Origin of the sequence: Rhodococcus sp. USK13 (genome assembly GCF_018343855.1) — a bacterium.
In the GTDB taxonomy this organism is placed as follows: Bacteria; Actinomycetota; Actinomycetes; order Mycobacteriales; family Mycobacteriaceae; genus Rhodococcus_F; species Rhodococcus_F oxybenzonivorans.
In genome coordinates, this window is sequence record NZ_CP069242.1 from 389,422 (window position 1) to 410,145 (window position 20,724).

The 20,724-nt window shown below is 66.2% G+C and carries 21 protein-coding genes; 17 read left to right on the top strand and 4 right to left on the bottom strand.

The genetic code is table 11. The annotated features are described in order from the left end of the window. Positions 1 to 12 precede the first annotated feature (12 nt). Both JQT59_RS04615 and JQT59_RS04620 read right to left on the bottom strand, forming a co-directional pair. A complete protein-coding gene (locus JQT59_RS04615; protein ID WP_213574908.1) occupies positions 13 to 939 on the bottom strand; it encodes an ABC transporter permease in 927 nt (308 codons plus the stop codon). 67 nt (positions 940 to 1,006) lie between these two features. Continuing rightward, positions 1,007 to 2,587, bottom strand: coding sequence for an ABC transporter substrate-binding protein (locus JQT59_RS04620; protein WP_213574910.1), 1,581 nt, complete (start codon positions 2,585 to 2,587; stop codon positions 1,007 to 1,009). Positions 2,588 to 2,951: 364 nt separating this feature from the next. On the opposite strand from JQT59_RS04620, the gene JQT59_RS04625 reads away from it, so the two are divergent. From JQT59_RS04625 to JQT59_RS04695, 15 genes are all read left to right on the top strand, one after another. Next, positions 2,952 to 3,962, top strand: a complete 1,011-nt coding sequence (locus JQT59_RS04625) for a 2-hydroxyacid dehydrogenase (RefSeq protein WP_213574912.1) — start codon at positions 2,952 to 2,954, stop codon at positions 3,960 to 3,962. Between the two features lie 378 nt (positions 3,963 to 4,340). Further along, positions 4,341 to 5,867: an ABC transporter substrate-binding protein gene (locus JQT59_RS04630; RefSeq protein ID WP_213574914.1), complete on the top strand. Its 1,527-nt coding sequence runs from the start codon at positions 4,341 to 4,343 to the stop codon at positions 5,865 to 5,867. After that, positions 5,864 to 6,868: an ABC transporter permease gene (locus JQT59_RS04635; RefSeq protein ID WP_249354121.1), complete on the top strand. Its 1,005-nt coding sequence runs from the start codon at positions 5,864 to 5,866 to the stop codon at positions 6,866 to 6,868. The genes JQT59_RS04630 and JQT59_RS04635 overlap by 4 nt, the downstream gene beginning before the upstream one ends. Beyond that, positions 6,865 to 7,671: an ABC transporter permease gene (locus JQT59_RS04640; protein WP_213574916.1), complete on the top strand. Its 807-nt coding sequence runs from the start codon at positions 6,865 to 6,867 to the stop codon at positions 7,669 to 7,671. The genes JQT59_RS04635 and JQT59_RS04640 overlap by 4 nt, the downstream gene beginning before the upstream one ends. Continuing rightward, positions 7,668 to 9,083 carry an ABC transporter ATP-binding protein gene (locus JQT59_RS04645; protein ID WP_213574918.1) on the top strand — a complete coding sequence of 472 codons (1,416 nt, stop codon included), beginning with the start codon at positions 7,668 to 7,670 and terminating at the stop codon, positions 9,081 to 9,083. Before JQT59_RS04640 ends, JQT59_RS04645 begins: the two co-directional genes overlap by 4 nt. A 228-nt stretch (positions 9,084 to 9,311) precedes the next feature. Continuing rightward, positions 9,312 to 10,358, top strand: coding sequence for a TauD/TfdA family dioxygenase (locus JQT59_RS04650; protein ID WP_213574919.1), 1,047 nt, complete (start codon positions 9,312 to 9,314; stop codon positions 10,356 to 10,358). After that, positions 10,355 to 11,341, top strand: a complete 987-nt coding sequence (locus tag JQT59_RS04655; RefSeq protein ID WP_213574921.1) for an ornithine cyclodeaminase family protein — start codon at positions 10,355 to 10,357, stop codon at positions 11,339 to 11,341. The genes JQT59_RS04650 and JQT59_RS04655 overlap by 4 nt, the downstream gene beginning before the upstream one ends. Then, complete coding sequence (locus JQT59_RS04660; RefSeq protein ID WP_213574923.1) at positions 11,338 to 12,723, top strand: alanine racemase; 1,386 nt, start codon at positions 11,338 to 11,340, stop codon at positions 12,721 to 12,723. Before JQT59_RS04655 ends, JQT59_RS04660 begins: the two co-directional genes overlap by 4 nt. A gap of 9 nt (positions 12,724 to 12,732) precedes the next feature. Continuing rightward, positions 12,733 to 13,803 carry a PLP-dependent cysteine synthase family protein gene (locus JQT59_RS04665; RefSeq protein ID WP_249354123.1) on the top strand — a complete coding sequence of 357 codons (1,071 nt, stop codon included), beginning with the start codon at positions 12,733 to 12,735 and terminating at the stop codon, positions 13,801 to 13,803. After that, positions 13,800 to 15,215 (top strand): MATE family efflux transporter, encoded by a 1,416-nt coding sequence (locus JQT59_RS04670; RefSeq protein ID WP_213574925.1) that lies wholly within the window; start codon positions 13,800 to 13,802, stop codon positions 15,213 to 15,215. Before JQT59_RS04665 ends, JQT59_RS04670 begins: the two co-directional genes overlap by 4 nt. 144 nt (positions 15,216 to 15,359) lie before the next feature. Continuing rightward, entirely contained in the window at positions 15,360 to 15,779 is a 420-nt protein-coding gene (locus JQT59_RS04675) for an Hsp20/alpha crystallin family protein (protein WP_109334788.1), read from the top strand. 251 nt (positions 15,780 to 16,030) lie between these two features. Continuing rightward, positions 16,031 to 16,366 carry a J domain-containing protein gene (locus tag JQT59_RS04680; protein ID WP_213574927.1) on the top strand — a complete coding sequence of 112 codons (336 nt, stop codon included), beginning with the start codon at positions 16,031 to 16,033 and terminating at the stop codon, positions 16,364 to 16,366. A gap of 89 nt (positions 16,367 to 16,455) precedes the next feature. Then, the gene (locus JQT59_RS04685) at positions 16,456 to 16,950 is read left to right on the top strand and encodes a hypothetical protein (RefSeq protein ID WP_213574929.1); all 495 of its coding nucleotides are present in this window, start codon (positions 16,456 to 16,458) and stop codon (positions 16,948 to 16,950) included. A gap of 101 nt (positions 16,951 to 17,051) precedes the next feature. Beyond that, entirely contained in the window at positions 17,052 to 17,669 is a 618-nt protein-coding gene (locus JQT59_RS04690) for a MerR family transcriptional regulator (protein ID WP_213574931.1), read from the top strand. 54 nt (positions 17,670 to 17,723) lie between these two features. Then, a complete protein-coding gene (locus JQT59_RS04695; RefSeq protein WP_213574933.1) occupies positions 17,724 to 17,852 on the top strand; it encodes an ANTAR domain-containing protein in 129 nt (42 codons plus the stop codon). Between the two features lie 23 nt (positions 17,853 to 17,875). On the opposite strand, the gene JQT59_RS04700 is transcribed toward JQT59_RS04695, so the two are convergent. Then, on the bottom strand, positions 17,876 to 18,550 hold the full coding sequence (locus JQT59_RS04700) for a helix-turn-helix transcriptional regulator (RefSeq protein ID WP_213574935.1): 675 nt from the start codon (positions 18,548 to 18,550) through the stop codon (positions 17,876 to 17,878). Between the two features lie 92 nt (positions 18,551 to 18,642). On the opposite strand from JQT59_RS04700, the gene JQT59_RS04705 reads away from it, so the two are divergent. Both JQT59_RS04705 and folE read left to right on the top strand, forming a co-directional pair. Continuing rightward, positions 18,643 to 19,131: a DoxX family protein gene (locus tag JQT59_RS04705; RefSeq protein ID WP_213574936.1), complete on the top strand. Its 489-nt coding sequence runs from the start codon at positions 18,643 to 18,645 to the stop codon at positions 19,129 to 19,131. A gap of 84 nt (positions 19,132 to 19,215) precedes the next feature. Then, positions 19,216 to 19,812 carry a GTP cyclohydrolase I FolE gene (folE, locus tag JQT59_RS04710; protein WP_213574938.1) on the top strand — a complete coding sequence of 199 codons (597 nt, stop codon included), beginning with the start codon at positions 19,216 to 19,218 and terminating at the stop codon, positions 19,810 to 19,812. Positions 19,813 to 19,825: 13 nt separating this feature from the next. On the opposite strand, the gene JQT59_RS04715 is transcribed toward folE, so the two are convergent. Then, positions 19,826 to 20,707: a metallophosphoesterase family protein gene (locus tag JQT59_RS04715; protein WP_249354125.1), complete on the bottom strand. Its 882-nt coding sequence runs from the start codon at positions 20,705 to 20,707 to the stop codon at positions 19,826 to 19,828. Between the last annotated feature and the right edge of the window lie 17 nt (positions 20,708 to 20,724).

The window sequence follows — 20,724 nt, forward strand, 5'->3', positions numbered from 1 at the left end:
GTCGGCGGCCTCCTAGACCTTGGACTTCTCGCGGACACGCGCGTCGAGAAGCGCATACCCGGCGTCGATCAGGATGTTGAGCACGAAGATGCTGACCGCGGTGACGAGGACCGCGGCCTGCAGCACCGCGAAGTCGCGCTGCAGAATCGCGTCGATCATCAGCTTGCCGATACCGGGCCACCCGAAGATCGCCTCGACCACCACCGCGCCGTTGACCAGGCCGACGGTGAGGTCGCCGGCCACCGTGAGAGCGGGTGCGGCCGCGTTGCGCAGCGCATGGTGGGTGACCACCCGCAGGTCGCCGGCGCCTTTGCTGCGGGCAAGACGTACGTATGGTGCGGAGAGGGCGGACACCATCGCACCGCGCACCACCTGGGTGAGCACGCCGAGCGGTCGGATCAGCAGCGTGGTGATCGGCAGGATCCACGACAGGGCACTGCCCGTTCCCGACGTGGGGAGCACACCGAGCACCACGGCGAAGATCCACACTCCGGTGATGGCGAACCAGAAGTCGGGGATGCTGGCGGCAGTCATCGACAGCAGGCTCGACACCCGGTCGGCCGGCGAGTTGGGCCGGTACGCGGCCCAGCACCCGATCACGACCGCACCGATCACCGCCAGCAGCATGGTGAAGAACGCGAGCTGGAGGGTGGCGGGGAAGGCCCGCAACGCCATGGCGGCGGCGGATTCGCCCGTCCGCAGCGACTCACCGAAGTCGAGGTGGACGACCCCGGAGAGGTAGTCGAGCATCTGGCTCAGGACCGGCTTGTCCAGACCGTTCTCCGCGGCGAACTCCGCCCGCTGATCGGGTGTGGCCGACACGGGCAGGTACAGGTTGGTCGGATCACCGGTGAGACGGGCGAGGAGAAACACACCGAAAAGCACGACGAGCAGTGGAACGAGACTGGTGTACACGCGTCGGCGCAGGAATGCGAACACGGGTCACCGCCTTTCGGACGGTATCGGTCGGGACATCAGGATTCCTCCGGGTGGGCTGGGGAGAGGGCTAACTGCTCGCATCGGTGTCGGCGCGGGTCATCTCGCTCAAGCGCATCTCGTCTCCCGTCGCCGAGTTCGGCTCGTACCGGACGGACGGCGACTTGGCGAGCACCGCATTCATGTGCGCGATGTACGCGAACTGGCGGAGCTCTGTCGGTTCGTCCGCGAGAACCGCCGCGAAGGCGTCCTGGCGGGCGTCCCCGACGAGCGCTTCGGCCGCGTCGATCCGCGCGTCGTACGTGTCTGTGCCGAAATAACTTTGGTAACCGTCACTGCGCATGTACTGGTCGACGGTGAACTGCGCATCACCCGCCTGGTTGCCGTGCTGAATCATCAGCAGCACCGGACCGGCGTCGGGGAACGGGCGGATCTGGTACTGCATCTGCCCGGCCGTGTCCATCATCTCGATCTTGACGTTGAGACCCGCCTCGCTGAGCGAGTTCTGGATGACCTCGATGGTCTCGTTGATCTTCGGGAACTGACCGGTGCGGCCGATCAACCGAATTTCCTTGTCTACCGGGACGCCGTCGGCCTTCGCCTCGGCGACGAGTGCGGCCGCCCGGCTGGGGTCATACGGTGTGGGCTCCAGATCCGGATCGAAACCGACGATGCTGCTGCCGACCAGCTGCGCAGCCGGATCGCCGAGCCCTTGGAAGAGCGCCTTGACGATGCCGCTGCGGTTGACGGAGTAATCGATCGCCTCGCGGACGCGGTAGTCGTCGAGCGGCGGTTCGTTCGCCTGCATCCGCAGCGCCGCCGTCTCGTTGTTGGGGTACGCGACCCCCAGGTCGCCCGCCCCGTCTTCCGGCCCCAGGTAGGTGGCCAGTTCCGCCTCGTCGTTGGTGACCATGGCGGCGCGCACACTGCCCTCGGTGCGCCACTGGTAGATCGCGCGCGCATACTCGGGCTTCGCACCCCAGTAGGTGTCGTTCCGGACCAGCGACAGGCGCTGACCGTGGTCCCAGTAGTCCACCCGGTATGGACCCGTTCCGATGGGTTCCCGCACCTTGTCCTGCGCGTCCGTGGTGGTGGGCACCATCTCCACGAACGAGATCCGCAGCGGAAGGATGGGATCGGCGGTGGGCGTCGTCACCGTTACCGTTCCGGGGTCGACCGCCGCGACCACCAGCGCGTCGTCACCGAAGACGTACCCGTCCACATCGCAGCCGATGGTGGAGTTGACGGCCCGGTCGATCGAGAAGGCGGCGTCCGCGGCGTCGAACACGCTGCCGTCGCTGAACGTCACACCGGGGCGGATGCGGAACGTCCACACGTTCCCGGACGTCTGCTCCCAGGACTCGGCGAGTTTCGGTTCGAGGTCGCCCGTGTCGGCGTTGCGCTCGACCAGGGGTTCGGTGATGTTCGACCGCACCACGACACCGGTCGAAGTGAGGGACGCGTCGCAGGGTTCGAGCGTGGGCGGCTCCTGGGGGAGCACGATGCGCAGCGTGTCGGGGCTGGCGGCATCGCTGTGGTTCGAATTGGCCACCGAGCAGCCGGCGGCCAGCGCCGACACCGTCATCGCGGCTGTGGCTGCAATGGCGGCGCGGTAACGGGTTCCCTGCTGCAACGAACGTGCAGGGCTCATGGTGTCCTCCGTAGGATGTGTCGCGACTGTCCGCGAATGAAGAGGGCCCGCCTGTGACGGTAGACACACGCTAGAAGCGGCTCGGAACAGCGTCAACAGCGGAAAGTCGAGGTTGCTTCGCCAAAAGGCCAGGTGAGCCCCGTCACATGATGCCCGCCGAGGAGACTGCGATCACCCTCGCGCAGGCCCGTGACCGGCGGATATCCGGTGGCGCTCCCTCTTGCCGTCGTCAGAGTGGCCGACAATCATGCCGTTTCGGTATCGGTCCATGTTATTTACGTGTTGGACAGGCATTGGGACCCGGCTTAACGTTCGAGTATCCCGATGCGTGGAGACTCGCTCCACCTCGTGCGAGGAGGACTGAATGGCAACGGCAGAGGCTTCTCCGAATTCGATTGCGGCCCAGGATGTTCGCCTCGGCCGAGTACTGAAGGTCGGACCGCTGAAGCCCTCCCTCGCGGCGACGCTGACGGAACGGTACGACGCGCTCGACCTCCCCATGGGCGCCGGGCAGTCGAATTTCCTGCGCGAGCACGCCGAGTCCGTCACTGCGGTGGTCACGTCCGGCCGGACCGGAGTCGATGCGACGTTGATGACCGCCCTCCCCCGACTCGGGGCGATCGTGCACTTCGGAGTCGGTTACGACACAACAGATGTCGCGCTCGCCGCGGAACGCGGCATCGGAGCGAGCAACACTCCGGACGTCCTCACCGACTGCGTTGCCGACACCGCGGTCGGGCTGCTGATAGACACCCTTCGCGGGTTCTCGGCCGCCGACCGCTACGTGCGGGCGGGGCGATGGCCTGTGGACGGCAACTTCCCCCTCACCCGCAAGGTGAGCGGCGCCCGGGTCGGCATCGTGGGGCTGGGGCGAATCGGCTCGGCGATCGCCACCCGACTCGAAGGATTCGGTTGCTCGATCTCGTACCACAATCGGCACGAGGTGCCCGGCTCTGTGTACACGTACGTCGGTTCGGTCGTGGAACTCGCCGCTGGCGTCGACGTACTCGTGGTGGCAGCGGCGGGAGGTCAGGGCACTGCGAAGCTCGTCGACCGCGCCGCGCTCGAGGCGCTCGGTCCCGACGGCTATCTGATCAACGTGGCCCGCGGCACGGTCGTGGACGAAGAGGCACTCGTCGAGTTGCTCACCGAACGACGCCTGGCGGGGGCGGGTCTCGACGTATTCACCGACGAGCCGCACACTCCCGAGGCGCTACTAGCACTCGACACCGTCGTCCTTCTTCCCCATGTCGCGAGCGGCACCGTCGAAACTCGAGCCGCCATGGAGGCGCTCACGTTGCGCAACCTCGACGACTTCCTCACCTCGGGCACACTGACCACCCCGGTGGTGCAGCCGAAGATACTCGCCCGCTGAGTCACCGGGCTCATAGATGAACCGGGGGTCGAGGGCGCTACCCGGTGAGGCGAAGTTACGGATTACCGAAGTCTCGGTTTCCGCCCACCGAAGTCGAGTGCTGTGAGTTCGATCACAGTCGAACTTCGAGCTGCCATAACCTTGTCACCCGTCCAGTTCCACGCGTGACTTGAACGCCGTTCGGGATTTTTCCCGCTCAGCCAGGCATCGCGTTGCGTCGACGCAACGGGGGCGCACCCGAAACAGTCGCGACTGCACCCATGCGAGACCCCGGCGGCGCATCACGCCGGAAAGTACCGCCCTGTTTACATGCACCGACAAGTTAGGTTATGCATTCCATGCTTTGTTGGTGTTCGTTGAACTCGAAGGTGTGCACACGTGACTTTCTCCCGTCGGCAATTCATCTCTGCCGGACTCGGCACGACGGCGTTGATCGCCCTTGCTGCCTGTAGTTCCTCCGAGTCTTCGGGGGGATCCGGAAACCCCAGTTCCGGTGGCACGTTGCGGGTCGGCGCACTGGGGCAGCCGTCGAAGATCGAACGCGACCCCCATCAGACGCTGAGCAATGACAGCGACTTCCTGATCACCTCGCTGGTATACGACGCCCTCACCGTCCCCGGCGAAAACCCCAACGTGGCACCGCGCCTGGCGTCCGAATGGACCCAGCTCGAGGATCTCCGCAAGTGGAAGTTCACGCTCGCCGAGGGCGCGACGTTCCACGACGGAACACCGGTGACCTCCGAGGACGCGGTGTGGTCGCTGCGGCGCCTGCGAGAAATCGCCGGCGAGACCAAGGTTCCTGTTGCCTCCGTGGAGGACATCGTCCCCGACGGCCCCTCGGCCGTCGTGATCACCACCGCCGCACCGAACCGCGAGCTTCCCCTCCTGCTGCGGTTGATGACGTTCGTCGTGAAGAAGGACACCACCGACTTCACCACGCCGGTGGGTACGGGACCGTTCAAGCTGGAGTCGTACCGCGACGGGAACGCGCGCCTGGTGCGCAACGAGAACTGGCACGGTGGCACCCCGCTACTCGAGGCCATCGAGGTGACGCGCTTCGACAGCACCACGGCGATGGCCAACGCGGTGATTGCTCAGCAGATCGACCTCGCCTCCAACGTCGGAGCCGTGGCGGGCCGCACCGCCGACGGGCGCGACAACCTCACGGTGGTGCGCCGTCCCAACGACGTCGTGATCCCGATCGTGATGCGCACGTCCGACGGTCCGTTCGCCGATCCCCGGGTGCGCGAGGCACTTCGACTCGCCGTAGACAGGGACGCCATGGTCAAGCAGGTGACGTCCGGGTACGGCACCGTCGCCAACGACGTGCTGGGCACCGGCGATCCCACCTACGACTGGTCGCTGAAACAGCGCAGCCGCGATATCGAGAAGGCGAAGCAGCTGCTCCGCGAGGCCGGCTTCGATACCGGCCGGACGTACACCCTGTTCACCAAGGAGGAAGCGGCAGGCGAGGTCGACTCCGCGAAGCTGTTCGCGACCCAGGCCCGGGACATCGGTGTGACGATCGACGTGGTCACGCAGGATGCCAACGCGTTCTACGACGAAACGTGGCTGAAGGCTCCGCTGTACACGGCGAACTGGGGCACCAACGACTCGGTCATCTTCTTCGCCAGCAAGGTGATGTATTCGGGCACCAAGTGGAACGAATCCGGGTTCCGCGATCCCGAGTTCGACGCCGCCTACCTCGAGGCGCTGGCGGCTCCTGACGACGACACCTACGCCAAGGCGAGTCGCACTCTGCAGGAGATCGAATACGCACGAGGCGGTTACCTGGTGTGGGGCATGGCCGACGGAGTCGACGTCGCCTCCTCGAAGGTGCAGGGCCTGCCCCAACTCGGCGGATACGGACGCGTACAACTGGAAAAGACCTGGCTGTCGAGTTGAGCGAGTCCACCACCACGGCCGCGTCGGCCGCCACAGTCGTGGCGGCCGACGCCCGTCGGTTCACCACTCTCGGGACGCGGGTCTCGGTGGTGCTCGCCCAACGGGTGTCGATCCTGGTACTCGTCCTGGTCCTCGTGTTCGTCGCCATCGATCTCCTCCCGGGCAGCGCGGCGCGCGCAGCCCTCGGCCGCGATGCCACCGAGGAACAGATCTCGGCTGCCGAGCAGGCGCTGGGACTCGACCGGGCACTGCCGGTGCGATTCGTGATCTGGTTCAAGGGGCTGCTCACGGGTGACCTCGGAACCACCGTGCGTGGCACCCCGATCACCGAGATACTCGCGTCCAAGTTCCCGAGCACGTTGCTACTCGGGGGGCTCGCCCTGGCCCTGACCACCATGGCGGCGCTGCTCGGTGGTGCCCTGTGGGCGTTGCGCCCACGCAGTGCCGGCGCCCGCGTCCTGTCACCGGCCACCACGATGGTGATCGCGGTTCCCGAATTCGTCATCGCCACCCTGCTCGTCCTTGCCTTCTCGCTGGGAACCGGCTGGTTTCCGGCCGTGACGATCACCGATTCGGCAGGCGGCCCCCTGGACTCCTCCATGCTGGTGCTGCCCGTCGTCGCTCTCGCAATCCCCCAGTCCGGGTGGAACATTCGGGTGACGCGCGCAGCCCTGCACGAGGCCGCGCAGGCGCCACACGTGCTCGCCGCCGTCCTCGACGGCCTGCCCCACCGGCACGTACTGCTACGCCATATCCTGCCGATCGCGCTACCGACCATCGCCACCTCCCTGGCCACCTCCGTCGGAATGCTGCTCGGGGGCGCGCTGGTAGTCGAAACGATCTTCAACTATCCCGGCATCGGCTCCGTCCTGTCCGGTTCGGTCGCCGACCGTGACGCGGCACTGGTCGCCTCGGTGGTCGCCCTGACCGGTGCCGCTATCACCTGTGTACTGCTGGCCGCGGACCTGTTGCGTGCGTGGTCGGTCCGGGGGCGTGCATGAGCCGGCCCTGGATGCGTCCTGCGCTGCTCGCGCTGCCCGCTGCCGCCGTCATCGCGCTGGCGGTACTCGGCCCCTTCTTCGCACCGCATGCTGTGGACGCCGGTGTGGACATTCCCTACGCCGAGCCGTCTGCGGCGGCGCCCTTGGGCACTGATCACCTCGGCCAGGACGTACTGACGCATCTCCTCGTCGGGGGGTGGGGACTGCTCGTGCTCGCCGCGGTGATCGCCGTCCTCGTCACCACGCTGGCGGCCGTCATCGGTACCGTGGCGGCCCTGCGGCCCCGGGTCGGCGCAATCATCGAACGGTCCACCGACGCCCTGATGTTGCTTCCGCCGATCCTCGCGATTTTGCTGGTGATGCTGTCGTGGCCGAGTTCGGGCGCCGCCGGCCTGGTTTTGATCGCCGTGGTCGTCGGTACTCCCTACACCGCACGGGTTTTCGCCGCCGCCGCCAGTGGTGTCGCCGCGTCGGGATACATCGAAGTCGCCGCTGCGAGTGGCGAGCGCCTGGCGTATCTCGTATTCCATGAAGTCCTACCGAACCTGCGCGCCACGGTGACCACCCAGCTCGGCCTCCGATTCGTGGAGGCAATGTACCTCGTGAGTACTGCCGCGTTCCTGCAGTTGCCGACGGCGCTCGGGGATTCCAACTGGGCGCTGATGGTGCGGGAGAACAGCTCCGGGGCACTGCTCAACCCGTGGTCGGTTCTCGCACCCAGCCTCGCGATCGGGTTGCTTGCGGTCAGCGTCAATCTCGCCATCGCCTCGGCCCGGACCGGCCGGCAGGGGGTAAACGTATGACGGATCCGGCAGTGGTCGCTGAACATCTGACCATCACCGCCGCCGACACGGCGGCGCCGCTCCTGCAGGACGGGTCGATCACCCTGCGCCCCGGCACGGTCACCGCAATCACCGGTGAATCCGGATCGGGAAAAACGACACTTCTGCAGGCGGTCGTCGGATACCTTCCGGCCGGAGCCCGCCGCGAGTCCGGCAGTCTCCGGGTGCTGGGGCACGACGTATTGACGATGGAGCCCGAACCCCTGCGTCGACTCCGCCGGGCACACCTGGCTTTCGTGGGGCAGGATCCCGGATCGGCCCTGAACCCCACTATGCGAGTGGGCGCGCTGCTCCGCGAAGTCGCGGCCACCCGCGACCCCGACGAACCGGCCCGCGTCCTGGAGCGTGTGCAGTTACCCGCCTCGGTTCTTCATCGCCGTCCGGGCGCCCTCTCGGGCGGCCAGCAGCGGCGGGTGGCGCTCGCCCGGGCCCTGATACGAGGTGTCGACGTGCTTCTTGTCGACGAACCGTTCGCCGGATTGGACGGGCGTGTGCGGCACGAAGTCGCCGACGTCCTGCGCCGTCTCGCCGATACCGGTGTCGCAGTCGCGGTGTCCGGTCACGACACCACGGTCTTGCACGAACTCGCGGATCACACCGTGCACCTGGGCGTCCCCGTCACCACCAGGGTGCACACCACTGCCACGACGGCAGAGACTCCACGCGGTTCCGCCGTGCTGTCCGCATCCGGCCTCGGTCTCGTCCGTGGCGGTAGAGCTGTTCTGGCGGGTGTGGATCTCTCGGTCCACCCTGGTGAGGCGACCGCGGTCCTCGGCGAATCAGGAGCCGGGAAAACGACTTTGGCGCGGGTGCTCGCCGGCCTCGAACCGGCCGCGACGGGAACGATGCGGCTTCACGATGCCCCGCTCCGACTACCGATCGCCCGCCGGCCACGGTCGCTGCGCGGCCGGATACAGCTCATCCCGCAGAACCCGCTGTCGACACTCAATCCCGCTCACACCGTGGGACATACCCTCGCCCGTCCCTTGCGGCGTCGGGGTGTCCGAGGTAGGGCCCACCTCGACAGCACGGTCACCGCGCTGCTCGCCACCGTGGGGCTCACCGGGGCATTCGCCGCTCGTTACCCTTCCGAACTTTCCGGTGGTCAGCGCCAACGCATTTCGATCGCGCGCGCACTGGCTGCAGAACCCGACGTCCTGATCTGCGACGAGGTGACATCCGCGCTCGATGCCGCTACCGCGCAGTCCGTCATGGATGTGCTTCGCGGGACAATGCACGAGCGACATACGAGCTTGATCGTGATCACTCACGATCTGGAACTCGCGGCCCGATACTGTCGGGACGTACTCGTGATCGACGACGGACGGGTAGTCGAATCCGGCTCATACGCCGCGGCCGACCGGCTGAGCTGACCCATCGAATCCGAAGGTAATCAATCGTTAAAGCACACTGCCACATAGGAATACGTTGATCTGTCGGTGCTGTGATCTGCCGCACAAGGGGTTTCGGTTGGCCTCAAATGAGGTTAGCCTTCCCATACACTGATTCCGGCCGTGAGCCTTCTCGAATCTCGCACTCACACAACACTTTCTTCTCAGCAACGACGGTTCTCGATCGTCTGACCGAAAGTTGGATACTCCATGCCCACAACATCAACACTGACCACGCGTGCCATCTCGGTTGCCGGAGCGGCGGCCACTGCAGACCTTCTCGCGGCGGTGGTGTCGGCGTACGGCACCGTCGACAATCCCGATCTGATCGGTGAGGCAGCGGACATCGCGAAAACGCTGCCCGCCGAGGTCCGCGAGGCGTGCACCATGGAGCCGCGCGGACTCGGATTCCAGGTGCTGTCCGGGTTCGAGATCGACGATCGGGCAATCGGTCCCACCCCCGCGCGATGGAACGACGTGGATCCCCACCGAACGGCCGAGTGGGACGTGCTGATGCTGCTTCTCGCGCATGTCGTCGGCGCCCCCTTCGGGTGGTCCGGCCAGCAGGAGGGCCGGCTGGTCAACAACATCGTCCCGTCTCCGGGACACGAGACGGAACAGACGGGAGCGAGCAGTACCGTCCTGCTCGAACCGCACACCGAGGACGCATTCCACCCGGGCCGGTGCCACTTCCTTCTGCTCGGCGGGATGCGTAATCACGACCGGATCGGCACGACCATCTCCTCGATCCGGGAAGTGGAACTCGAACCCGCCGAGTTCGTCGAACTCGCGAGCGCCACGGTGCCGATCCTCCCGGACGCTTCCTACGAGACCAACCCGGCGGCGGGCGTGCCCGCTGCGGTCCCCGGCGGCAATGCCCTTGCGCTGCCGACACTCTGGGTCGGCGAGGACGGGCTGTGCCTGCGCTACGATCCGGCCTACACACCACTCGACACGGCTCCCGGACGGTATCGGCGCGCCTACGCCCGACTGTCCGACGAACTCGCACGCCATGCCCGCACGATCTCCCTCGACGCCGGGGAGGTGCTGATGATCGACAACGACGTCATCGTGCACGGGCGGGTTCCCTTCACACCCCGCTACGACGGCACGGACCGGTGGCTCAAGCGCATCAACGTGCGGGTCCCGGGCCGGCATCGACCCCCCGCCGAGGACTTCGAGGACGGGTACGGTGAGGACGTCGTCGACCCGTCGGGAGTTCATCCGATCTACTCCGTCAGGAGCGCGAACCGATGAGCACACCACATCCGATCCTGACGCTGACGGCAAGCGATCTCGACAAGGTCGAGGTGTCTTCCGGTGAGGTGCTCGCCGCTGTCGAGCAGGCGTACAGCGCTCTGGCGGCGGGAGAGTCGACGAATCCCGGGAAGCTGACCGTCGCTCCCGCCGACAAACACTCGGTGGCCTACTCGATGCTCGCCCGAGACGGGCAGAGCTCCACCGTGGCGTTCAAGACCTCGTACAAGTTCGACCCGGACCGGGATCGTACGAGCAAGCGCTACTACACCACGCTGTCGTTGTACGACGACGCCACCGGACTCCCGATCGCCCTGATGGATTGCGGGCGCATCGGCGCCCTGCGCACGCCGGCCGTATCGGGGCTGATCATCCGGGCCTGCGCGGCACCGAGCGCGTCCACCGTCCTCGTCGTCGGTTCCGGAACGCAGGGGCGGTTCGCACTGCCATTGGCGCTCACGGCGCACCCACAGTTCACCCACCTCGAACTCTTCGGCACACATCCGGACGGAATTGCTGCGGTCCGAGAAGAATTGGCTCGTCAGTACCCGGACCGCACGGTCACGGTCAGTACCGATCTCGAGGCGTCCGCCCGCCGGGCCGACGTGATCCTCGCTGTGGCCGGTGAAGCGACGCCCGCGCGGATCGAAGCCGACTGGCTCGCCCCTGGCGCGCTCACCATCCTCGTCGGTTACGGTCTGTCGCCGTCGACCCTGTCGGGCGCGGATTACGTCGTGGCCACCAACGCCGAACAGATGCGTACCACCGGTACCGACATGGCCGGCCCGGACGGAGTCCTGCGTTCGGTGGATGCTGAACTGCCCGACATTCTGGCCGGCCGGGCGCTGCCCCGCCTTTCGGCGACGGACCGGGTATTCGCCTACAACAGCGGACTCGTGGTCACCGACATCGCGCTCGGGCTCCTGTTCGCACACAAGGCACGTGAGCAAGGCCTCGGCAGCCCGTTGGAGTTGTGGTCATGACCCGAAGCATCCTGCGGTCGGTGCGACTGCCCGCATTGACCACCCCCTGGACCGACACCGTCACCGCGGACCGCTCGCTGTTGCGCGCCCTCGTGCGGGGATTCGGCGGCGGGCCCGTGCATCTTCTCGACCCGGCACAATTTTCACACAACGCCCGCAGCTTCGCGGCCGTCTTCGACGAGGCAGGGGTGGACGGGACCGTCTACTTCGGGAAGAAGGCCAACAAGGCGAACGCCTTCGCCGATGCCGTCGCCGACCTCGTCACCACCGACCGCCGCGCCGGACGTTCGGGCACCTTCGGTATCGATGTGGCCAGCGCCGGGGAATTTCGTCAAGCCCTCGCGGCGGGGGTGCGGGGCAGCGACCTGTTGATCACCGGCCCCGCCAAGCCGGCCGAACTTCTCGCTCTGGCCGTGCGGCACGACGCCGTCGTCACCATCGATTCCCCGAGCGAGCTCCGGTCACTCGCCGACCTGTCCGACGGACTGGGCGTGCGGGTCCTTTTCCGTGTTCTTCCGCAGCCGGAAACCAGCCGATTCGGGATGAACGACGACGAATTGCGGTATGCCGAACAGCTTGCGCTCGATCGCTCGGCTGACGTGACGATGCTCGGGTACAGCTTCCACCTCTCCGGGTACAGCATTCCCGAGCGTCGTGATCAGGCCGGCCAGCTGGTCGAACGCCTCCGTGCCGCCCGCGCGCAGGGGCTCGCCCCCGGAACCATCAGCCTCGGGGGCGGGTACCCCATCAGCTATGTGCCGCAGGAGGACTGGCAGCGATTCACGGGCGAATCGGCCCACGCATTTCATGCCGGTAAGCGCTTCGACAGTTACTACCCGTACCACTCGGCGATCACCGGAGCGCACGCCTTGCGCGCGATCCTCACCGAACCCGCGCCGGGACGAAAATCGCTGGCCCAGTTCAGCCAGGACCACGGCATCTCGTTCTTCGCCGAACCGGGTCGCGCCCTGTTGGACCGCGCCGGGATCACCGTGTTCCCCGTGCTGGGAGTCAAGGAACGCGATCCCGGAATGATCGTCGTCAACGGCACGAGCCTGAGCCTGTCCGAACAGTGGTTCGACACCGAATTCCTCCCGGACCCTCAGCTGGTGTCCGCAACGACGCCTACCGATGACCGCATCCCGTTCTTCGCGTCGGTCGGGGCCGCGACCTGTCTGGAATCGGACATGCTTACCTGGCGAGTGATCGAGTTCCCGCACCGACCCGCCCCAGGCGATTTCCTGGTGTACCACAACACCGCGGGCTACCAGATGGACTCGAACGAATCCGCGTTTCACGACACCCCCGTCCCGCCCAAGGTCGTCATCACACTCGTCGACGGCCGACCCGCCTGGGAACTCGACCGCCCCACCAGCAATTAGGAGAAGACAGTGGAGACCATTGCCACTACCGCCCGCGTCGTCAGCCGAGTGTCGGATCTGATCGGTTCCACTCCCCTGCTACAGCTGTGCACCCTCGAGAACGGGACACGCTATCTCCTCAAACTCGAGCAGTTCAATCCGACCGGGTCCATGAAAATCCGGATGGCGCGCCAGATGGTGATCGATGCCGAGGTCGCGGGGCTGCTGCGTCCCGGAGGCCACATCATCGAATCGACCTCGGGCAACACGGGACTGGGGCTGGCTGTGGTCGCGGCGGAACGCGGATACCGCTTCACCGCCGTCGTCGACAACCACGCCAGCGCCGAGAAGCTGCGTTCCATGCGGGCAATGGGCGCCCACTTGCACTTCGTCACCGAGGACGGCGAAACCGAGCTCGCCACCTCGGCCCGTGAGGACCTCGCCGAGCAGATGGCCGCGGCGGATCCAGACGGGTGGTTCCCCGAGCAACACAACAACCCGAGCAACGCCGTGGGCTACCGCGCCCTCGCCGCGGAGCTCCTCGACGACGCGGCCTCGCCGATCGACGCCTTGGTCTGCGCGGTCGGAACCGGCGGCTCGCTGTTCGGGACGGCGCGCGAACTGCGGCGGCTCGGGCAGTCGACCACCGTCATCGGTGTCGAACCCGTCGGATCCATCGCCTTCGGCGGACCCGGTGGGCCGTACCACCAGTCGGGCACCGGCACTCCTCCCGGAGCAACCATCGGAACCGCAGTCGATTACTCGCTTCTCGACCAGGGCGTCAAGGTGTCCGATGTCGACGCCTTCGCGACCGCTCGGGCTCTGGCCCGGCGGAACGGGCTCATGGTCGGTGGTTCGTCCGGTGGCGCCATCTTCGCCGCGCTCGATGTCCTCCCGACGCTGCCCGCCGGCAGCACCGTCGTCACGATCGTCTGCGACGGTGGCGAGAAGTACCTTGATACAGTCTTCGACGACGAATGGATGACACGCCACGAACTCCTCGACCTCACCGCCGAGCTGCGCGTGGACGAGAAGCTCGATGCGGCCGGAGTACCGGCAAGCCGGTCCGCCCGCGAGCAGTCGCCGATCGAGTACGCATGACACACGAAAGCACAGGAACCATCGCGCCCACACAGAGTTACCGGCAGACCAGTCGCGAACTCGCCTATCTCTCTGCGCCGATCGCCCTGACCCAGCTCGCGCAGGTGGCGCTCACCACCACCGACACCGTCATGATGGGCTTGATCAGCATCCAGGCCCTCGCGGCAGGCGGTCTGGCCATCACCTTGTTCAATCAGTTACGCACCATGGGCGTCGGGCTGGTGACAGCCGTCGGCAACCTCATCTCCGGGGCTGTCGGCCGCGGTGAGCGGACGGGCGACACCACACCCTCCGAGGCCACCGCGGAGGAGGTTCGCGACATCGTCCGGTCGAGCTTCCTCATCGCCACGGTCGCCGGAATCCTCGGCGGCATCCTGCTCGTCGGGCTCGGTTACGGTCTCCGGTTCGTCGGCCAGGACGCCGAGGTTCTCGACATGGCGTTGCCGATGCTCATCGCGCTCGCCCCGGGCCTGGTGCCGTGTTTGTGGTTCCAGGTGATCCGCCAGTTCACCGTCGGCATGCGGCGGCCCAAGGCGCTGCTCGTCATCACCATCCTGTCGGTGCTCTTCAACATCGCCCTCAACTGGGCCTTCATCTACGGCACCTTCGGGCTTCCCGCCCTCGGCCTGCCGGGCATCGGTGTCTCCACCTCGCTGGTGTACCTGCTGACCTTCGGGATCTTCGCGGCCATGGTGCGCCGCGACGACGTGCTGTCGCCGATGCTCAGCCTCGCTATGCACCGATCCCGGCCCGAGACCGTACGGACGATCCTCCGTCTCGGGGTCCCGATCGCCGGAACCTACGGCAGCGAGGCGGGTCTGTTCTCGGTGACCGCGGTAATCATCGGCAGCTTCGGCGCTCCCGCTCTGGCCGCCCATACCGTGGTCAACCAGCTCACCTACATCGTCTTCCAGGTGTCGGTGGGCATCTCGCACGGTTCGTCGATCCTGGTCAGTCGGTTCGTCGGACTCGGTGAGGCGATCAAATCGCGTCTGACCGCCCGAGTCGCCTTCTCGCACGCGGCAATCGTCATCGCGGTCGTCGGTGTCGTGTATCTCCTGGCACCGACCTGGGTGCTGTCGCTGTTCATGGACACTTCGGACACCACCGCCGTGTCCATCGCGACGGTGCTCCTCGCGATCGCGATCTTCCAGCAGTTCGCCGACTCCGCCCAGAACATCGGTATCGGACTGCTGCGCGGGGTTGGCGATACGGCCTCGAGCTTCGGGATCACCCTCATCGGATACTGGCTGGTGGGTCTGCCGGTCGGCCTACTGTTCGCCTTCGGCTTCGGCCTCGACACATACGGAATGTGGATTGGTCTTTCTTGCGGATTGCTGACCGCGGCGATCATGTTGCTGCGCACGTTTCAGCAGCGTCTACGAACGATCGAGACTCAACCCGCTTCGTAGTCCGGAAGGACTAGAAAAGGGACTCCCACCAGGAATTTTCTTGCCAGATCTCTTGTTTTCAACTACGCCAGATGCTATAACGAATCTACAGCATCTGCTGCAGGTAACCTGTCACAACGAGAGGGTTTTCTGGAGGTGGACACGATGTTGATGCGCACAGATCCGTTCCGCGACCTCGACCGTTTGACCCAGTCGATCCTCGGTACCGCTGCCCGCCCGGCAGTGATGCCCATGGACGCCTGGCGAGAAGGTGAGAAGTTCATCGTCGAATTCGACCTGCCGGGAGTGGACGCCGATTCGCTGACCCTGGATGTCGAACGCAACGTTCTCACCGTGCACGCCGAACGGCCGAGTCGGGACGAAAACAAGGAAATGGTCGCGGCCGAACGGCCACGGGGCGTGTTCAGCCGGCAACTGTTCCTCGGTGAGAACCTCGACACCGACCGGATCGAGGCTCGCTACGACGCCGGGGTGCTGACCCTGACCATCCCAGTCGCCGAGAAGGCCAAGCCGCGCAAGATCGAAATCGGTACCAACACAGAGAAGAAGGCAGTCAACGCCTGACCCTGACCGGGGAGGGGCGATCGCGATGACACCGGAAGACATCACGCCGCAGGCCGTCGTCCTGCTCAGGTGGGTGACTGTGGGTACGACCGGTTCGCCTCGCCCCCTCCCACTCCCGTCGGCACCCTGGACCCCTTCCGCGGCGCCGGTGCCGGAGATCCGCGCAAAGCAGCGCTCCCCTCCGACGTGACGAAGAGTTGGGGAGTGCGACCGCGGGCGGGTGGAGGTGGCGGTAAGGAGATACGCCGATTATGAACACCCGCACCGACTTCTACGACATCCTCGGGCTGCCACGCACCGCAACCCAGAGCGAGATCACCAGCGCGTACCGGCGCAGACTGCGGCAGTTCCACCCCGACACCCGCGAAGCCGCACTCGACACCCAGCCTTCGGACGAGTCGCTGCAACACTTACTGGCCGCGTACGCCGTGCTCCGTGACCCGCTCCGTCGCGCCGAATACGACCGGCAGAGCCTGGTGGCGCCACCGCGTGCAGGGGTCCCACCAACGATTATTCGCGTCCGGCACCACGCATCGAGCGACCCGACACCGATGTTCCGGGCCGGGCCGGTCCGGCGTCACCGTTGACGACTGTGCAGTATCGAACGCCTGCCTGATCAAACTGCCTGATCCAGCCCTGGGTGCGTGTTCCCCATCGAGATGGGTATTCGTCGCTCATGGCTTCGGACGGCGGTGGCCGGGCGTATCCGGAGGCAAGGTTTGTCGCCGGACATCTGATCGCGCTGGTCGCCGATCGAGACTACGCGGCGCTCTCTGCGGAGTTGTCCCCGCTGGTGCAGTCGCCCGGGAGTTCGCTGCCTGGGCCGGCCCTGTACGGGGATGTACTGACCTGGGTTGTCACCGCGCTTGCGGACGTGGTCGTCGCGCGCCTCGGCGAGGCGGCGGATGGAGAATCCTTCGTCCTCGAGGTCCGTACCACCGCCGGCCGTACGGTGGGTGCCGGCGATCTGCCTCCCGGACAGGGCCGGGTAGGCCGGTCGGTGCTGGCGTTGTTGGCCGACGATCGCGCCGCCGCCCGTGCGCAGCTCGCGGCGGCCGAACGCGAATCCGATCCAGCGGTGCGTGCCACCACTCTGGTCGAGGCCCTGATCTGGCTCAACGCCATGCTCGAGGCTGAGACGTCCACATTCCCCGACCTGCCGCCCCGGTGACGGCGAGATACCCTGCAGCATTTACTGTAGGTTTATTACAGTGTAGGTAGTATTATCGGGTAAATCGAAGGCAGCGAGAATTCCGCTCCCGAGGAGGCGTTATGCCGAGGAAAATCCTTCCGAAATCCCGGCGCGGCCTCTACGGCATCTCCGTCGCCTCCGAACTGTCGGGCATCGCGGCCCAAACGCTGCGCTTCTACGAGCAGTACGGACTGGTCACCCCGGCACGCACCAGCGGAGGTAACCGCCGCTACAGCGACTACGACCTAGCACGCCTCCAGCGGGTCTCCGAGCTGATAGAGGCCGGCGTCAACCTGGCCGGAATCGGCCGGATTCTGGACCTCGAGCGACGAACCGAGAAACTTCAACGGGACAACACCCGCCTCGCTGCCGACAACGCACAGCTACGAGCAGAAAGGACACCGACCATGGACATCGACCTCTCCGATGCCGTTCCGGAAGCCGACCAGCTCGAGCAAGCACAGCCCGCCGACCCCACCGATGCAGGGAGCCGCTCGATCGCCGACGAGCAGCCCGTGACTTCGCGGTCGTTGTGGGACGCTCCCGAGGCCGACAGACTCGAACAACAGCAGTCGGCAGCCCCAGTCGCCGAGCTGATACCGCCCACCTCCGGCAGGTGGGACGCACCCGAGGCCGACGCGTGGGAACAAGCTTTCGCCGTGCCCATGGACGACGACCGAGAAGTCGCCGAAGAATAGGCCTCGACGCGGCAGAAAACTACCGGAGGAACAGCCTCGCCCACAGGCGTACTGATGGCCATCCACGGAATTTCGAGCGACCAGGCCTTCGAACGGCTCGGCAAGATCTCCCAACGCACCAACACGAAAGTTCACAAAGTAGCCCGGAACTTCATGCGCAACTTCACCGCGCCGACGTCGTGAGCTGTTCGGGTCGAGGCAGACAGTCAGGACTCCGGAGGGTCGACCACCACACAGCACAGGTCGGGTCGCGGATCGAGTACGGCCCGCGCACTGGGTTCGGTGCTTCCGGCGATCAGCCCCTCGACGAGCCGTAAGTTGAGCCCGCACACCACGTCCAGATGGTCCTGGGCGACGAGATGGAACGGGCAGTTACGTAACTCGACTCGGCCGTCGTCAGCTACCTGAGGCAGGTAGCCGCAGCTTCGGAGCGCTGCCAGAAGGTTGCCCCCGGACTCGGCGGCAGATCGCCGTCCGGCATCGAGCGCAGCCTCGTTCACCGCGTTCCGAACGGCTCCGCTGGCATCCTGTTCCACCGAGGAGACGAGCAACCGGGCGAGCAGTTCGTAGTCCCGCGGCGGCACACTGACGGCCATCTCCTTCGTGGCCCGGGCATACAGCTTCGCCGGACGCCCGGCCCCAGGACCGCTCCGTCCGGCAGGCCGCTGGTAGCTGATTGTCAACAGGTCGGCATCGGCGAGCTTGTCGAGGTGATAGGCCGCGAGGGTTCGACCGATCTCGACGGCCGCGGCCGCTTCCTCGCGGGAAACCGGCGTGGCGCTTTCGGTCACGTACTCGTACAGCTTGCGCCGCAACGGATCGTCCAGATTACTCAGCGCCGCCAGAGCCGCCGGCGCAGCCGATCGGGCTGTGGAGGACATGCCTCGACTCTATCACCAACAACTATTGACAAATAGGTGCGGGCGGGCGGATTCTAAAAACAGTCCCTATTGCTTTTACAGAAGGATCAGTGATGAACGCCCCGACGCCACGCTCCTCGTCAGCAGTCTCTGAACATTCCCTCGGTGCCGCCGTGCAACGCGCACGCAGCGACCCTGCCTATGGCGCATTCCTGTTGCTACGCATCGGCTTCACCGTGCTGCCGATCATCATGGGCCTCGACAAGTTCACCAATCTGCTCACCACCTGGGAGAACTACCTGGCACCGTGGATCGTCGACATCGTCCCCCTCAGCGCCCACCAGACCATGCTGGTGGTCGGAGTGATCGAAATCGTCGCCGGGATCGCTGTCGCGATCAAACCGCGATACGCGGCCTATATCGTCGCCGCCTGGCTCGCCGGGATCATCGTCAACCTGCTGAGCTACCCAGGCTTCTACGACATCGCACTGCGCGACTTCGGCCTGATGCTCGCGGCAGTCACCCTCGGCCGACTGGCCTACGTGTACGACCCGGCGTGGCACCGACGCACTGCGCCGGCCACGAACTTCGCAGCCGCGTAACCGGACCCCCTCAGTTCCCCGTCCACTCGACGAGTCCCCGGGCCCGTCGGGTGGACACCCCACTGCTCTCAGAAGGACTCGGTCATGACCTCGAACGCGACACTCCACATTCTGCCCCCTGCCGCCGGAAGGAACCTCGCTGCCGCCGAGGATGCGGCCGCGGCCTTCCTGGAAGCGCTCGGGGTCGACCTCAGTTCCGAGAGTCTGCGTGAGACTCCCCGGCGCATGGCCCACGGCTATGCGGAGTTGTTCACCCCCAGGGCGTTCGATCTGACGACCTTCCCGAACGACGAAAACTACGACGAGCTCGTCCTGATCCGAAACGTCCCGCTCAGGTCGGTGTGCGAGCACCATCTCCTGCCGTTTGTCGGCACCGTCCACATCGGATATCTCCCCGGTGAGCGCATCATCGGGCTCTCCAAACTCGCCCGGGTGGCAGAACACTTCGCCTGCCGGCCACAACTCCAAGAACGACTGACCAAGCAGATCGCCGACTGGCTCGATGAACAACTACGCCCCCGCGGTGTCGGGGTCGTCATCGAGGCCGAGCACAGTTGTATGACGCTGCGCGGCGTGCAATCACTGGGGTCGGCCACCGTCACGTCGACGCTGCTCGGTGCGCTGCGCGAGGATCCCCGATCACGCCAGGAGTTCTTCTCCCTGGCTGGTGTCGACAGCTGACCCCGCCCCACGGTCAGGCCGGAGTTTCTCCTCGGTGCCTGGACTCGAGAACCCGGTTGAGCGGCCGCGTGGGGGTAACGGCGTCCGCGTCGGCGAACGGGTTGACCCGCCCGTCGCCGGACGCGGGTGTCACCGCGGGGTGCCTGCCGAGCGTCGCCATATCGACGACGACCATATTGTTATCGATCGGATCGCTGTTGCGGCCCAGCCCGTCGATGACGGTGCGATAGTTCCCGGCGTCGAGGAGACTTTGATAGCGCTGGTGAAAATGACCGTGCCACAATCGGTTCGGCCGTACACCGTCGACGATCTTCCGAAGTCGCTGCCGATTCTCTGCCGTCGCGCGCAACTCGTCGGGTGGCACACCGGCCTCACGACGAGCCGACCCGGGGACGGCTATTCCGGCGGGACAGTCATGGCAGAACATCACCTCGGCGCCACCAGCGGCGGTAATGGCGCCGACCTCGTCGGCGCTCAGGGCTTCCTGCGGCCACCACGAGGTGTGCGGGGTCCGCAGTATCTTGTCGAGCGAGCATGCCCCGCCCACCGCCAGGCACCGCAGCTGACCCCACTGCCAGCGCAGCCCCCGCGGCAGGTGGACGATGCGTTCCCGCAGGTACCGCAGTCCGTCGTCGGCGATCGGTTGTTGCAACAGCCAGTCGAAGTCCTCGTGATTGCCATCGACGAAGCCGAGGACCACGCCCTCCTCCGCGAGGGCGGCGTCGAGGCTATCGAGGTATGTGGGGCGGAACGTGTAACCGAAATCGCCGAGTTGGACGATCACATCGGCGGCGCGTGCTCCCGCACGGGCGATCGCGCCGACGGCGTAGTCGGTGTCGGCGTGCCAGTCCCCCGCGACCGCCACCCGCCTTGGGGTGGCCAGGAAGCTGTCCACAGCCCACCTCCGTTCCG

Coding starts and splice junctions, on each gene's coding strand:
- JQT59_RS04620 (WP_213574910.1), bottom strand. CDS start 2,587: ATGAGCCCTGCACGTTCGTTGCAGCAGGGAACCCGTTACCGCGCCGCC.
- JQT59_RS04625 (WP_213574912.1), top strand. CDS start 2,952: ATGGCAACGGCAGAGGCTTCTCCGAATTCGATTGCGGCCCAGGATGTT.
- JQT59_RS04640 (WP_213574916.1), top strand. CDS start 6,865: ATGAGCCGGCCCTGGATGCGTCCTGCGCTGCTCGCGCTGCCCGCTGCC.
- JQT59_RS04645 (WP_213574918.1), top strand. CDS start 7,668: ATGACGGATCCGGCAGTGGTCGCTGAACATCTGACCATCACCGCCGCC.
- JQT59_RS04650 (WP_213574919.1), top strand. CDS start 9,312: ATGCCCACAACATCAACACTGACCACGCGTGCCATCTCGGTTGCCGGA.
- JQT59_RS04655 (WP_213574921.1), top strand. CDS start 10,355: ATGAGCACACCACATCCGATCCTGACGCTGACGGCAAGCGATCTCGAC.
- JQT59_RS04660 (WP_213574923.1), top strand. CDS start 11,338: ATGACCCGAAGCATCCTGCGGTCGGTGCGACTGCCCGCATTGACCACC.
- JQT59_RS04670 (WP_213574925.1), top strand. CDS start 13,800: ATGACACACGAAAGCACAGGAACCATCGCGCCCACACAGAGTTACCGG.
- JQT59_RS04675 (WP_109334788.1), top strand. CDS start 15,360: ATGTTGATGCGCACAGATCCGTTCCGCGACCTCGACCGTTTGACCCAG.
- JQT59_RS04680 (WP_213574927.1), top strand. CDS start 16,031: ATGAACACCCGCACCGACTTCTACGACATCCTCGGGCTGCCACGCACC.
- JQT59_RS04685 (WP_213574929.1), top strand. CDS start 16,456: ATGGCTTCGGACGGCGGTGGCCGGGCGTATCCGGAGGCAAGGTTTGTC.
- JQT59_RS04690 (WP_213574931.1), top strand. CDS start 17,052: ATGCCGAGGAAAATCCTTCCGAAATCCCGGCGCGGCCTCTACGGCATC.
- JQT59_RS04695 (WP_213574933.1), top strand. CDS start 17,724: ATGGCCATCCACGGAATTTCGAGCGACCAGGCCTTCGAACGGCTCGGC.
- JQT59_RS04700 (WP_213574935.1), bottom strand. CDS start 18,550: ATGTCCTCCACAGCCCGATCGGCTGCGCCGGCGGCTCTGGCGGCGCTG.
- JQT59_RS04705 (WP_213574936.1), top strand. CDS start 18,643: ATGAACGCCCCGACGCCACGCTCCTCGTCAGCAGTCTCTGAACATTCC.
- folE (WP_213574938.1), top strand. CDS start 19,216: ATGACCTCGAACGCGACACTCCACATTCTGCCCCCTGCCGCCGGAAGG.